The following is a 13,097-nucleotide window of genomic DNA, read 5'->3' on the forward strand; positions in this document are numbered from 1 at the left end:
CCCGGAGCACCTTTTTCGTGAGCGAACAGCCCCGTCGGCCCCGCACGTCCGGCAAGCCCTACCGTCGGCCCAAGAAGGACCCCGTCCGCATCCTCGCCTTCGAGGCGCTGAGGGCCGTGGACGAGCGGGACGCCTACGCCAACCTCGTTCTGCCGCCCCTGTTGCGCAAGGCGCGCGAGAAGGACGACTTCGACGCGCGGGACGCGGCGCTCGCCACCGAGCTGGTGTACGGGACGCTGCGGTGGCAGGGAACGTATGACGCGGTCATCGCGTCCTGCGTGGACCGGCGGCTCGGGGACGTCGATCCGCCGGTGCTCGACGTGCTGAGCCTCGGTGCGCACCAGTTGCTCGGGACGCGGATCCCGACCCACGCGGCCGTGTCCGCCACCGTCGAACTCGCGCGGGTCGTGCTCGGCGACGGGCGGGCCAAGTTCGTCAACGCCGTGCTGCGGAAGATCGCGCAGGACGATCTGGACGGCTGGCTCGCGCGGGTCGCGCCGCCCTACGACGAGGATCCCGAGGACCACCTCGCCGTCGTCCACTCGCATCCGCGGTGGGTCGTGTCCGCGCTGTGGGACTCCCTCGGCGGAGGGCGGGCCGGCATCGAGGAGCTGCTGCGCGCCGACAACGAGCGGCCCGAGGTGACCCTGGTGGCGCGGCCCGGGCGGGCGACCGCCGAGGAACTGCTCGACGAGGACGCCGCCGTGCCGGGGCGCTGGTCGCCGTATGCCGTGCGGCTGGCCGAGGGCGGCGAGCCGGGAGCCATCGCGGCCGTGCGGGACGGGCGCGCGGGTGTGCAGGACGAGGGCAGCCAGTTGGTGGCGACCGCCCTCGCCAACGCGCCGCTGGACGGGCCCGACCGGCGCTGGCTGGACGGGTGCGCGGGACCGGGCGGCAAGGCCGCGCTGCTCGGCGCGCTCGCCGCCGAGCGGGGCGCGATGCTGCTCGCCTCCGAGAAGCAGCCGCACCGGGCCGGGCTCGTGGCGGGCGCGCTGGCAGGCAACCCGGGGCCGTATCAGGTGATCACCGCGGACGGGACCCGTCCGGCATGGCGGCCCGGCAGCTTCGACCGGGTCCTGGTCGATGTGCCGTGCACCGGTCTGGGCGCCCTGCGGCGCCGCCCCGAGGCACGCTGGCGGCGCCGGCCCGACGACCTGGAGGGGTTCGCGCCGCTGCAGCGCGGGCTGCTGCGCACCGCCCTGGAGTCGGTGCGGGTCGGCGGCGTCGTGGGCTACGCGACCTGCTCGCCGCATCTCGCCGAGACCCGGGCCGTGGTCGCCGACGTGCTCAAGCAGCTTCCGGACGCCGACCTCGTCGACGCGCGGCCGCTGCTGCCCGGCGTACCGGACCTGGGCGACGGACCCGACATCCAGCTGTGGCCGCATCTGCACGGGACGGACGCCATGTACCTGGCCCTCATTCGCCGGACCGGCTGACCCCCGCTCCGACGCTCCCCCGGTGCGCAGCACCCCCGTCCTCCCGGGCCAGCCGGTGCGGCCACCACACCTTCGGTCCCACGTCCAGGAACAGCGACGTCACCAGGACCGAGCGCACGATGAACGTGTCGATGAGGACGCCCAGGGCGACCGCGAAGCCGATCTCGGCGAAGGCGACCATCGGGAGGGTGCCGAGGGCGGCGAACGTGCCGGCCAGCACCAGGCCCGCGGAGGTGATGACGGCTCCGGTGGCGGCGAGGCCCGTGACCACACCCTGTCTGGTGCCCTGGCGGGCCGCCTCCTCGCGGATGCGGGTGGTGAGGAAGATGTTGTAGTCGATGCCCAGGGCGACCAGGAAGACGAAGACGAACAGGGGGAAGTCGGTCGCCTCGCCCGCGTAGTCGAAGACGTACCGGAAGGCGAGCGCACTGATGCCCAGGGCCGCCGCGAACGACAGGATCACCGTGCCGATCAGCAACAGCGGGGCGATCAGGGCGCGCAGCAGGACGCAGAGGATCAGCAGGACCACCACCAGCACCAGCGGGATGATCAGTATGTTGTCGTGCGTGGTCGCCTCGTCCATGTCGAGCAGGGCCGCCGTACCGCCGCCCACCTGGGCGTCGGCGCCCGGCACCGCGTGCACGGCGTCCCGGACCCGCTCCACGGTCTGTTTGGCGGCCTCGCTGTCCGCCGGGGCGGTCATGGTCGCCTCGAAGAGGACCTTGCCCTCGTAGACCGGTTTCGTGCCCGGGGGCAGGCCCAGTGAGGTCGGGACCACGCCCTGTGTCTCCGCGACCGTGCGGCCCACCTGCTCGGCCTGCGCCCGGTTGCTCACGATGACCAGGGGATCGCCGCTGCCCGCCGGGAAGTAGCGCGCCGACACCTCCTGGCCGGTGATCGAGTCCGGTTTCCCGGTGAACGCGTCCGCGTTGCTGATGCCTTCCGCGCGCAGCTGGATCAGGCCAAGAGAGCAGATCGCCAGGGCGAGCGCCGTCGCGGCCCAGGTGATCCGCGGGCGGGCGGCGATACGACGGCCCGTGCGTGCCCAGATGCCGCGCTCGGTCGGGTCGGGGCTGCCGTAGTGCGGGATCGCCGGCCAGAAGATCCACCGGCCGCAGATCACCAGCAGGGCGGGGAACAGGCTCATCATCGCCAGCAGGGCGACGGCGACACCGATCGCGGCGACCGGGCCCAGACCGCTCGTGGAGTTCATCTCGGCGGCCAGCAGCACCAGCATGCTCAGGACGACCGTCGCGCCGGAGGCGAGCACCGCCGGGCCGGCCCGGTGCAGCGCCAGGGCCATCGCCTCGTGCCTGTCCTCGTGCCGGCGCAACTCCTCCCGGTAGCGGGCGACCAGCAGCAGGGCGTAGTCCGTCCCCGCGCCGAAGACGAGCACCGTGAGGATGCCGGCGCTCTGGCCGTTGACCGTCAGGCCCGCGTGCTCGGCCAGCAGATAGATCAGCGCCTGGGAGGTGAACAGCGCGCAGACCACCGCGACCAGCGGCACCACCAGCAGGGTCAGGCTGCGGTACGTGATGAGCAGCATGACGATGACGACGGCCATCGCCGAGAACAGCAGCGTCGAGTCGATGCCCTCGAAGGCCTCGGCGAAGTCGGCCGACGTGCCGCCCGGGCCCGTGATGTGCACGGCCATACCGCCGCCGCCCTCGCCGACGTCGTCCCGGATGGAGTCGACGGCGGGCGAGATCCGCTCCCAGCCCTGCTCGTCCATGGTGATCGGCACGAGGACCTGCGCGGCCCGGGGGTCGACCTGCCGGTCGTAGACCGGTCCCCGTGTCTCCGCGCCCCGGATGCCGTGGTCCCGCAGTTCCTTGAGCTGCCGCACGTCCTCTTCGATCCGTGCCTGGTCCTGCGCCGTCAGCCCGCTCTCCCGGGCGTAGATCACGACCGCCGGGATCTGCTCCGGCCGGAAGTCCTCGGAGATCTCCAGCACCTGCGTCGACTCCGCCGACCCGGGCAGCCAGGAGGCCGCGTCGTTGTCCTGAGCGTCGGTGAGCTTCATCGCGAACGGCGCCGCCACGAACAGCACGACCAGCCACAACACCAACACCAGCCACTTGGCCCGCCGCCCGCAGACGAGATGCCCGATGCCCTGCTTCATGCCAACGCCTTCCGCGGAGACGCCCTGAAGGGGCGCGGGGAACTACGCGACCAGCCACACACGACCCGCACTCGACGGGAACCGCCAATCCCCGGACCCCCACCGCCCAAGCCCAGCGCAGCGCATAGGCTTAGGCCATGGCCGCGCAGATCAACCCCAGCATCCTGTCCGCCGACTTCGCCCGTCTCGCGGACGAGGCGAAGGCGGTGGAGGGAGCCGACTGGCTCCACGTCGACGTCATGGACAACCATTTCGTCCCGAACCTCACGCTCGGGGTGCCGGTCGTAGAGTCGCTCGCCCGTGCGACGGACACTCCGCTGGACTGCCATCTGATGATCGAGGCCCCCGATCGGTGGGCGCCCCAGTACGTGGAAGCGGGGGCCGGTTCCGTCACCTTCCATGTCGAGGCGGCCGCCGCTCCGGTCCGGCTCGCCCGGGAGATCCGTGCCAAGGGCGCCCGCGCCTCCATGGCACTGAAGCCCGCGACACCCATCGAGCCGTACGAGGACCTGCTCCCCGAGCTCGACATGCTGCTGATCATGACGGTGGAACCGGGCTTCGGGGGACAGGCCTTTCTCGACATCATGCTTCCGAAGATTCGCCGCACCCGCGAGTTGATCAGCAAGCACGGACTGGAGCTCTGGCTCCAGGTCGACGGCGGAGTTTCGGCGTCCACCATCGAGCGCTGCGCCGACGCCGGAGCCGATGTCTTCGTGGCCGGATCGGCGGTCTACGGGGCAAAAGACCCGGCCGAGGCGGTACGTGCACTACGCACGCAGGCTGAGGCGACGACGGCCAAGGCATCCTGGGCCTGCGACCACTGAGCCACAGCAAAGTGAACGGCTCCGATCAGGGCTGATCAAGTGCGCCGGATCTGCAAGGATGAACGGCGAATCCAGAGTGTGAACAGCAGTGAGGAGATCGCCGTGTCGGGTATGTCGGCGGGCCGGTCAGCCATGCGGATGGGACCCGCTGAGCTGGTGCAGGCGGCGGCCATGGCCCGCCGCTTCTACCTCGAGGGCAAGTCCAAGATCCAGATCGCCGAGGAGTTCGGCGTCAGCCGCTTCAAGGTGGCCCGGGTCCTGGAGACCGCTCTCGAACGGGATCTCGTACGTATCGAGATCCGCGTGCCGGCCGAGCTGGACGCCGAGCGCTCGGACGCGCTCCGCGCCCGCTACGGCCTCAGGCACGCCGTCGTGGTCGAGTCCCCGGCCGAGGCCGAGGAGACACCCGACCCCGAGAACCTGGGAGAAGTGGCCGCCGACCTGCTCGGCGAACTGGTCAACGAAGGTGATGTGCTGGGACTGGCCTGGGGCCGTTCCACGATCCACATGGCGGCGGCGCTCGACCGGCTGCCGCCGTGCACGGTGGTGCAGCTGACGGGCGTGTACGACGCCGGGACCGCCGAGCGCGGCTCGGTCGAGGCCGTACGCCGCGCCGCCCAGGTGTCCGGCGGTGACGCCCACCCCATCTACGCGCCGATGCTGCTGCCGGACGCGGCCACGGCCACGGCGCTGCGCAACCAGACGGGGATCGCCCGGGCCTTCGAGCACTTCGACAAGGTCACCGTCGCCTGTGTCTCCATCGGCTCCTGGGAGCCGGGCATCTCCACGGTGCACGACATGCTCAGCGACGAGGAGCGGGCGCACTACGCCTCCCTCGGTGTCGCCGCCGAGATGTCCGCGCACCTCTTCGACGCCGAGGGCCGCAGGGTCGGCCGGGACCTGGGCGAGCGGTGCATCACCGTCAAGACGCACCAGCTCCGGCGCGTCCCCGAGGTCGTCGCCATCGCGGGCGGCCAGCGCAAGGGGCCCGCGATCGACGCGGTGCTGCGGTCCGGGCTGGTCACCAGCCTGGTCACGGACACGTCGGCCGCGGACTACCTGATGACGGCGGGCCCGACGCCGAAGTCCGCGCTCAACCGGGCCGACCCGGACGGAGCCTGACGGATGGCGGGGCAGTCGCACCAGGTGCCGGACGACCCGGCGGGCCGGATCGTGGTCGTTCTCGACCTCGACGGGGTCACGGACAAGGCGGGCCTCATGGACCGCTGCGCCCGTGACCTGGCCCTGCCCGACTGGTTCGGCCGCAACTGGGACGCCCTCGCCGACTGCCTGGCCGACCCCGCCCTCTGGCCCGAGGGGTCCGAGGAGCGGGGGCTGCTGGTCGTCGTCACGGGCTGGCGGACGTACGCCGAGACCCGGCCCGAGGAGTGGCAGGTCGCCGAGGAGATCTTCGCCGAGGCGACGGACCGGGGCCCGGGCCTCTTCGTGACCCTAGGGCTTGGAGCATCCTCCGAGAGGCGCCCTGACCAGCCTGGATGATCTGCTCAGGGACGTCCGGGCCGTCGTCGTGGGACAATGAAGTACGTGCTCTTTCCCCCGGACCGTCCGGTTCGGGGGTCACCTCTGAACGACTGGGATGTGCAGCACGTGCGTTTCCTCAATGACATCCAGCCCGGGTACGACCTGACGTACGACGACGTCTTCATGGTGCCGAGCCGCTCCGCGGTCGGATCCCGCCAGGGCGTCGACCTCAGCGCCCCGGACGGCACGGGCACCACCATCCCGCTCGTCGTCGCCAACATGACCGCCATCGCCGGCCGTCGCATGGCAGAGACCGTGGCCCGCCGCGGCGGCCTCGTGGTCATACCGCAGGACATTCCGATCGACGTGGTCACCGACGTCGTCTCCTGGGTGAAGAGCCGCCACCTGGTCCTGGACACCCCGATCATCCTGGCCCCGCACCAGACCGTCGCGGACGCGCTGGCGCTGCTGCCCAAGCGCGCGCACAACGCCGGGGTCGTCGTCGACGAGAACCACAAGCCGGTCGGCGTGGTCACCGACTCCGACCTGTCCGGCGTGGACCGCTTCACGCAGCTCACCGAGGTCATGTCCCGGGACCTGCTGCTCATCGACGCGGACATGGACCCGGGGCAGGCGTTCAACACCCTCGACCACGCCAACCGCCGCTACGCCCCCGCGGTGCACAAGGACGGCACGCTCGCCGGCATCCTCACCCGCAAGGGCGCCCTGCGCGCCACGCTCTACCAGCCGGCCACCGACGCGCGGGGGCGGCTGCGCATCGCCGCCGCCGTCGGCATCAACGGCGACGTCGCGGGCAAGGCCCAGCAACTGCTGGACGCGGGTGTCGACGCGCTCGTCATCGACACCGCGCACGGCCACCAGGAGTCGATGATCAGCGCCCTGAAGCTGGTGCGCGACCTCGACCCGCAGGTGCCGATCGCCGCCGGCAACGTCGTGGCGGCCGCGGGCGTGCGCGACCTGATCGAGGCGGGCGCGGACATCGTCAAGGTCGGTGTCGGCCCCGGCGCCATGTGCACCACCCGCATGATGACCGGTGTCGGCCGGCCGCAGTTCTCCGCCGTCCTGGAGTGCGCCGCCGAGGCGAAGAAGTACGGCAAGCACGTCTGGGCCGACGGCGGCGTCCGCCACCCGCGCGACGTGGCCATGGCCCTCGCGGCCGGCGCGTCCAACGTGATGGTCGGCTCCTGGTTCGCGGGCACCTACGAGTCCCCGGGCGACCTCCAGCACGACGCGCAGGGACGCGCGTACAAGGAGTCCTTCGGCATGGCGTCCGCGCGTGCCGTGCGCAACCGCACCTCGGAGGAGTCGGCCTACGACCGCGCCCGCAAGTCGCTGTTCGAGGAGGGCATCTCCACCTCCCGCATGTTCCTCGACCCGGCCCGCCCGGGCGTCGAGGACCTGATCGACTCGGTCATCGCGGGCGTCCGCTCCTCCTGCACCTACGCCGGCGCCGGCTCCCTGGAGGAGTTCGCCGAGAAGGCCATCGTCGGCATCCAGAGCGCCGCCGGCTACGCCGAGGGCAAGCCCCTGCACGCCAGCTGGAGCTGAGGCGCCAACGCCCGTCCGTACGGCCCCCGGTGGAAAACCGGGGGCCGTACGCGCGTGGGTGCCCTACCGTCGTGCGGCATGGAGATCACCCTCTGCCGGGCCGCCGACGTGGCGTTGCTCGACCGGTACATCGGCTCCATGGCCGCCACCTCGTTCCACGCGCGCCGCTTCCAGCGCCAGGAGCGGGGCCAGAGCGCTTACCTCGTCGCCTGGCTCGACGAACGGCCCGTGGGGCACACGGAGTTGCGCTGGGGCGGCTGCGACGACGCGGTCGTGCGGGCCGCACGGCCCGGCTGCCCCGAGATCAACGCGCTGACCGTGTGGCCCGAGACGCTGCGCTCGCGCGGCATCGGCAGCGCCCTGATCCGGGCCGCCGAGGAACTGTCCCGGGAGCGGGGCCGCACGGCCGTCGGGCTCGGTGTCGCCGACGACAACCCGCGCGCCGCCGCCCTCTACGCCAGGCTCGGCTTTCTGCCCCTCGCGGCGTACGTCGGCCGCTGGTCCTACGAGGACCGTGACGGCCTCACGCACGAGTGCGTCGAGAAGCTCACGTTCCTGGTGAAAGAGCTGGTCTGAGCAAGCCATGTGCAACGGACGAAAGCTGTCGTGCAACGAACATCCGGCCCGTCACCATCAACGCAATGATCTTGCGGGCACGCGCAAGGTTGCTGCATTTCACCAGCAACGCCGATCCTCGTAGGCTGTCGCCTCGTACGTGGCGTGGCAGGGACCCCGCTCGGTGGGTCTCTGCTCCAGAGGTGCCGCCGGCCCCTGCCCCCCTGACCGGCAGCGATGAAGGAGCCAGCGCGTGCTCGACCAAGGCGCACCCCCGCAGAACCCAGGCCAGAATGCCGCCCCCACACCCCCGGGCGTCGGTGCGCGCCTCATGCGTCGCAAGCCGGTGGAAAGCCTGGTCGCCGAGGGTGGCCAGGGCGAGGGCGGGTCGCTGCGGCGCTCCCTCGGCCTGTGGCAGCTCACCATGATCAGCATCGGTGCCACCCTCGGCACCGGCATCTTCGTCGTCCTCGGCGAGGCCGTCCCGAAGGCGGGTCCGGCCGTCACGCTGTCCTTCGTCATCGCCGGCCTCACCGCCCTGTTCTCGGCCCTGTCGTACGCCGAGCTCGCCGGCACCATCCCGGTCGCCGGATCCTCGTACTCGTATGCGTACGCAACGATGGGCGAGCTGATCGCCTGGGTCTGCGGCTGGTGCCTGGTCCTGGAGTACGGCGTGTCCGTCGCCGCCGTCGCGGTCGGCTGGGGCGAGTACCTCAACGAACTGCTCGACGGGACCATAGGCGTCACCATCCCGGCCGCCCTGTCCGCGCCGCCCGGCGACGGCGGCGTGTTCAACCTGCCCGCGCTGATCGTCGTCCTGCTCGCGATGGCGTTCCTGCTGGGCGGCGCCAAGGAGTCCGCCCGCGCCAACACCGTCATGGTCATCGTGAAGATCGCCGCGCTGGTGATGTTCTGCGCCATCGGCGTCCAGGGCTTCCGCTCCGGCAACTACGAGAACTTCATGCCGCTCGGCATGGCGGGCGTCAGCGCCGCCGGAGCCACGCTGTTCTTCTCCTACATCGGCTTCGACGCCGCCTCCACCGCCGGCGAGGAGGCGAAGAACGCCCAGCGCGACCTGCCCCGCGCGATCATGCTGTCGCTGGTCATCGTCACGGCGCTGTACGTCCTCGTCGCCGCCGTCGCGGTCGGCGCCAAGCCCTGGAAGAACTTCACCGACTCCGAGGCCGCCCTCGCCCAGATCATGCGCGAGGTCACCGGGCAGACCTTCTGGGGCACGCTGCTGGCGTTCTGCGCGGTCATCGCCATCGCGAGCGTGGTCCTGACCGTGCTGTACGGCCAGACCCGCATCCTCTTCGCCATGTCCCGCGACGGGCTGGTGCCGAAGGTCTTCTCCAAGGTCCACCCGAAGACCAAGACCCCCCGCGCCAACACCCTGATCGTGTCGCTGTTCTGCGGTGTGCTGGCCGCCGCGATCCCGCTCGGGCAACTCGCCGACGCCACCAGCATCGGCACCCTGTTCGCCTTCGCGCTCGTCAACGTGGCCGTCGTGGTGCTGCGCCGGACCCGCCCGGACATGCCCCGCACCTTCCGGGTGCCGCTCTCCCCGCTCATGCCCGCCCTCGGCTTCGGCTTCTGCATCTGGATGATGGGCAGCCTGTCGGCCGTGACCTGGGTGGTCTTCGGTGTCTGGATGGCCGCCGGGCTCGTGTTCTACTTCGGGTACGGCTATCGCCGTTCCCGACTCGCACCATCCGAGAAGTGATCTACCCACTGTGCTGAACGATCTCGACGAACGCATCGTGCACGCCCTCGCCGAGGACGCCCGCCGCTCCTACGCCGACATCGGCCAGATCGTCGGCCTGTCCGCACCCGCCGTGAAACGGCGGGTGGACCGGCTGCGCGCCACCGGAGCCATCACCGGCTTCACCGTCCGGGTGGACCCGGCTGCCCTCGGCTGGGAGACCGAGGGGTTCGTCGAGATCTACTGCCGGGGCAACACCTCCCCGGAGACCATCCAGCGGGGCCTGGAGCGCTATCAGGAGGTCGTGGCCGCGTCCACCGTCACCGGGGACGCGGACGCGATCGCCCAGGTCTTCGCCTCCGACATGCGGCACTTCGAACGGGTCCTGGAGCGGATCGCCGGGGAGCCGTTCGTCGAGCGGACCAAGTCCGTGCTCGTGCTGTCGCCGCTGCTGCGGCGCTTCTCGTCGGGATCGCCCACGTAGATCCGGCGGCGTGCTCCGCCCGACCGGCCTATCATCGGTGTCATGACCTGGCGACATTGATCCCCGTCCGCGTCCTCCGAGGAGCGCCCCGGGCGCCGTACGTCCGCTGTCCGCCGGCTGACCAGGACGCTGTACGGCTACGCGTTCCTCGACGAGTTCGTCCTGCTCTACCCGGTGTACGCGCTGCTGTTCCGCGACACCGGGCTGTCGGTCTGGCAGATCTCCTCACTGTTCGCCCTGTGGTCGATCACCGGCGTGCTGCTGGAGATCCCCTCCGGCGCCTGGGCCGACGCCGTCTCCCGTCGCCGCCTGCTGTGCACCGGCCCGTTGCTCACGGCCGCCGGCTTCGCGCTGTGGACACTCCTTCCGTCGTACGGCGCCTTCGCGCTGGGCTTCGTGCTGTGGGGTGCGGGCGGCGCCCTCGCCTCCGGCGCGTACGAGGCGCTGGTCCACGACGAACTGGAACGGCTCGGCGCGGCCCACCGGTACGCCCGTGTCATGGGCCGGGCCCGGGCAGCCGGCCTGGTCGCCGTGATGGCGGCTACCGGACTTGCCGGACCCGTGTTCGCCTGGGGCGGCCACACCGCCGTAGGCGCCGCCAGCGTGCTGGTGTGCCTGCTGGCGGCGGCGACGGCGACCCGGCTCCCGGAACACCGGAGTCCGGCGGCCGGGCAGGACGGCTGGACCGCGACCCTGAGGGCCGGGCTCGCCGAGGCCCGCGCCGACCGGTCCGTACGCGGAGCGATCCTGCTGGTCCCGGCCGTCACCGCCGTGTGGGGCGCCCTCGACGAGTACACGCCCCTGCTGGTGGGGGACACCGGTGTCTCCGATGTGCTCGTGCCCTACCTGCTTCTGCTGATCTGGGCGGGCGCCACGGCCGGAGGACTGCTGGCCGGGGCGGGCGAACGCCTGGGCACCAAGGGCCTCGCGGCGCTGCTCGCGGGCGCGGCACTGGCGCTGGCCGTGGGCGCCGGTGCCGGCACCCCGGCCGGGATCGCCCTCGTGGCGCTCGCCTTCGGCGGTTTCCAGGCGGCGAGCGTGCTGGCCGACGCCCGGCTCCAGCAGCGCATCGACGACTCCGGCCGGGCCACCCTCACCTCGGTCGCCGGGCTGGGCACGGACCTGGCCACCGTCGCCGTGTACGTCGGCTATGGGGCGCTCGGCACGGCCACCGGACACGGCACGGCCTTCGCGTGGTTCGCCGTGCCGTCCCTGGTGACCGCGCTGCTCCTGGCCGCTAGAAGTCGGGCTGCCAGGGGATGACCGAGAAGTCGCCGGTCCCCTTCTTGACCTTCTCGAAGGGCGCCGAGCCCACGCACTTGGGCAGGCCCTTCGTCTCGACCGGGGTGCCCGTCGAGGCCCAGCTGTAGCCCAGCCGATCGCGGTGGCCGAGGTCGTGCACGGTGATCCCGACCCGCTTGCCCTTCGCGCCGGGCAGGTCGGAGGAGGTGATGACACCGGAGACGACGGCCACCTTGCCGCCGGTGAGCAGGCAGTCGACCTTCGCCTTCGCCCGGGCGCCCTCGCCGTTCAGGTAGTGGCTCCACTCGAAGGTGCCGGTGGCCTTCATCGGGTCGGCCTTGTCCTTCGCGGCAAGGTGCGCGTCGAAGGAGAAGGTGATGTCGTCCCCGGCCGAGCGGTACAGCTTGGCCTCGCCGGTGAGCGCGGCGGCCTCACGCGCCTGCACCGGGGAGCCGGAGCCGGAGCCGGAGTCGGAGGACGCGGCGGCGGAGGCCGCCGCGGCGGTCGCGGTGAGCAGCAGCGCGGCCCCGAACACGGCGGTCTTCGTACGGCGGTTCATGGCGGTCCTTTCCGCAAGGGGGACAGGTCGTCGGAACGCTCACCACTGTCCCGGCGCGGCGCCCGCCCCACATCGCTCCGAGGTCGCTACCCCGCCTCCGCCGCCCGGCGGGGAGCGCCGCACGGGTCCGCGCCCACGGGTGGACCGACGTACGACCGCGGGCCCGCAACGAATCGCCGCCGAGCCCTCGACGGACGCAATGATCAGCTCACCGGCGCGCAACGGCTGCTCCTTGTCCGCCCGAGCCCGCCGACCGTACCGTCTAACAGGCCGCCGAAATCCCCCGCGTCCCGGTGAGGAACACGCATGCGCACCGCCCTGCTCCAGAGCTCCGGCCGCCCCGGCTCCACCGTCGAGAACCTCAAGGTCCTCGACGAGGCCGCGGGCCGGGCCGCCGCCGCGGGCGCCGGGCTGCTCGTCACGTCGGAGATGTTCCTGACGGGGTACGCGATCGGCGACGACATCGGCCGCCTCGCCGAGCCCGCCGACGGAGACCGCGCGGACGCCGTCGCCGAGATCGCGACCGGCCACGGCCTGGCGATCGCCTACGGCTACCCCGAGCGGGCGGGCGACGCCGTGTTCAACTCCGCCCAGCTGATCTCCGCCGACGGCACCCGGCTCGCGAACTACCGCAAGACCCACCTCTTCGGCTGCTTCGAGCGCGACCACTTCACCCCGGGGGACCAGCCGGTCGTCCAGGCGGAGATCGACGGTCTGCGCGTCGGCATCCTGATCTGCTACGACGTGGAGTTCCCGGAGAACGTCCGCGCCCACGCCCTGGCCGGCACCGACCTGCTGCTCGTCCCGACGGCCCAGATGCACCCGTTCCAGTTCGTCGCCGAGTCGATGATCCCGGTGCGGGCCTTCGAGAACCAGATGTACGTCGCGTACGTCAACCGGGTCGGCCGGGAAGGCGAGTTCGAGTTCGTGGGGCTGTCCACGCTCGCCGGGCCCGACGGGGTCGCCCGCACCCGGGCCGGACGGGGCGAGGAGCTGGTCCTCGCCGATGCCGACCCGGTTCTCCTCGCCGCGTCCCGCGAGGCCAACCCGTATCTGCTGGACCGGCGCCCGGGCCTGTACGGGTCGCTCGCCTGATCCCCCCACACCTGTCTGTTCTTCTGC

At 71.9% G+C, this 13,097-nt stretch carries 12 protein-coding genes; 10 read left to right on the plus strand and 2 right to left on the minus strand.

Annotation, left to right across the window (positions count from 1 at the left end; translation table 11 throughout):
* The first annotated feature begins 17 nt into the window (after positions 1–17).
* Entirely contained in the window at positions 18–1,436 is a 1,419-nt protein-coding gene (locus ACFZBT_RS30210) for a transcription antitermination factor NusB (protein ID WP_391110061.1), read from the plus strand.
* On the opposite strand, the gene ACFZBT_RS30215 is transcribed toward ACFZBT_RS30210, so the two are convergent.
* Entirely contained in the window at positions 1,417–3,558 is a 2,142-nt protein-coding gene (locus ACFZBT_RS30215) for an MMPL family transporter (protein ID WP_391110063.1), read from the minus strand. The genes ACFZBT_RS30210 and ACFZBT_RS30215 overlap by 20 nt on opposite strands.
* Positions 3,559–3,695: 137 nt before the next feature.
* Here ACFZBT_RS30215 and rpe point away from each other — a divergent pair, with 137 nt between their 5' ends.
* From rpe to ACFZBT_RS30255, 8 genes are all read left to right on the plus strand, one after another.
* The gene (gene rpe, locus ACFZBT_RS30220) at positions 3,696–4,382 is read left to right on the plus strand and encodes a ribulose-phosphate 3-epimerase (RefSeq protein WP_189726416.1); all 687 of its coding nucleotides are present in this window, start codon (positions 3,696–3,698) and stop codon (positions 4,380–4,382) included.
* A 78-nt stretch (positions 4,383–4,460) separates the two neighbouring features.
* The gene (locus tag ACFZBT_RS30225; protein WP_391110067.1) at positions 4,461–5,504 is read left to right on the plus strand and encodes a sugar-binding domain-containing protein; all 1,044 of its coding nucleotides are present in this window, start codon (positions 4,461–4,463) and stop codon (positions 5,502–5,504) included.
* Between the two features lie 3 nt (positions 5,505–5,507).
* On the plus strand, positions 5,508–5,882 hold the full coding sequence (locus ACFZBT_RS30230) for a barstar family protein (protein ID WP_391110070.1): 375 nt from the start codon (positions 5,508–5,510) through the stop codon (positions 5,880–5,882).
* Positions 5,883–5,990: 108 nt separating this feature from the next.
* On the plus strand, positions 5,991–7,433 hold the full coding sequence (locus tag ACFZBT_RS30235; RefSeq protein ID WP_391110072.1) for a GuaB1 family IMP dehydrogenase-related protein: 1,443 nt from the start codon (positions 5,991–5,993) through the stop codon (positions 7,431–7,433).
* 78 nt (positions 7,434–7,511) lie between these two features.
* The gene (locus ACFZBT_RS30240; protein WP_391110075.1) at positions 7,512–8,009 is read left to right on the plus strand and encodes a GNAT family N-acetyltransferase; all 498 of its coding nucleotides are present in this window, start codon (positions 7,512–7,514) and stop codon (positions 8,007–8,009) included.
* Between the two features lie 232 nt (positions 8,010–8,241).
* Entirely contained in the window at positions 8,242–9,711 is a 1,470-nt protein-coding gene (locus ACFZBT_RS30245) for an amino acid transporter (RefSeq protein ID WP_391110078.1), read from the plus strand.
* Positions 9,712–9,721: 10 nt separating this feature from the next.
* Positions 9,722–10,174 (plus strand): AsnC family transcriptional regulator, encoded by a 453-nt coding sequence (locus ACFZBT_RS30250; protein ID WP_391110081.1) that lies wholly within the window; start codon positions 9,722–9,724, stop codon positions 10,172–10,174.
* A 117-nt stretch (positions 10,175–10,291) separates the two neighbouring features.
* Positions 10,292–11,437, plus strand: a complete 1,146-nt coding sequence (locus tag ACFZBT_RS30255) for an MFS transporter (protein ID WP_391110282.1) — start codon at positions 10,292–10,294, stop codon at positions 11,435–11,437.
* Here ACFZBT_RS30255 and ACFZBT_RS30260 read toward each other — a convergent pair.
* Complete coding sequence (locus tag ACFZBT_RS30260; RefSeq protein ID WP_391110084.1) at positions 11,412–11,975, minus strand: Repetin; 564 nt, start codon at positions 11,973–11,975, stop codon at positions 11,412–11,414. The two genes, ACFZBT_RS30255 and ACFZBT_RS30260, sit on opposite strands and share 26 nt — an antisense overlap.
* Before the next feature lie 306 nt (positions 11,976–12,281).
* Here ACFZBT_RS30260 and ACFZBT_RS30265 point away from each other — a divergent pair, with 306 nt between their 5' ends.
* Positions 12,282–13,070: a nitrilase-related carbon-nitrogen hydrolase gene (locus ACFZBT_RS30265; RefSeq protein WP_391110087.1), complete on the plus strand. Its 789-nt coding sequence runs from the start codon at positions 12,282–12,284 to the stop codon at positions 13,068–13,070.
* Positions 13,071–13,097: the final 27 nt, after the last annotated feature.

The sequence above is a fragment of the Streptomyces sp. NPDC008137 genome (genome assembly GCF_042957035.1).
Classification (GTDB): Bacteria; Actinomycetota; Actinomycetes; order Streptomycetales; family Streptomycetaceae; genus Streptomyces.

Coding starts and splice junctions, on each gene's coding strand:
- ACFZBT_RS30215 (WP_391110063.1), bottom strand. CDS start 3,558: ATGAAGCAGGGCATCGGGCATCTCGTCTGCGGGCGGCGGGCCAAGTGG.
- rpe (WP_189726416.1), top strand. CDS start 3,696: ATGGCCGCGCAGATCAACCCCAGCATCCTGTCCGCCGACTTCGCCCGT.
- ACFZBT_RS30230 (WP_391110070.1), top strand. CDS start 5,508: ATGGCGGGGCAGTCGCACCAGGTGCCGGACGACCCGGCGGGCCGGATC.
- ACFZBT_RS30240 (WP_391110075.1), top strand. CDS start 7,512: ATGGAGATCACCCTCTGCCGGGCCGCCGACGTGGCGTTGCTCGACCGG.
- ACFZBT_RS30260 (WP_391110084.1), bottom strand. CDS start 11,975: ATGAACCGCCGTACGAAGACCGCCGTGTTCGGGGCCGCGCTGCTGCTC.
- ACFZBT_RS30265 (WP_391110087.1), top strand. CDS start 12,282: ATGCGCACCGCCCTGCTCCAGAGCTCCGGCCGCCCCGGCTCCACCGTC.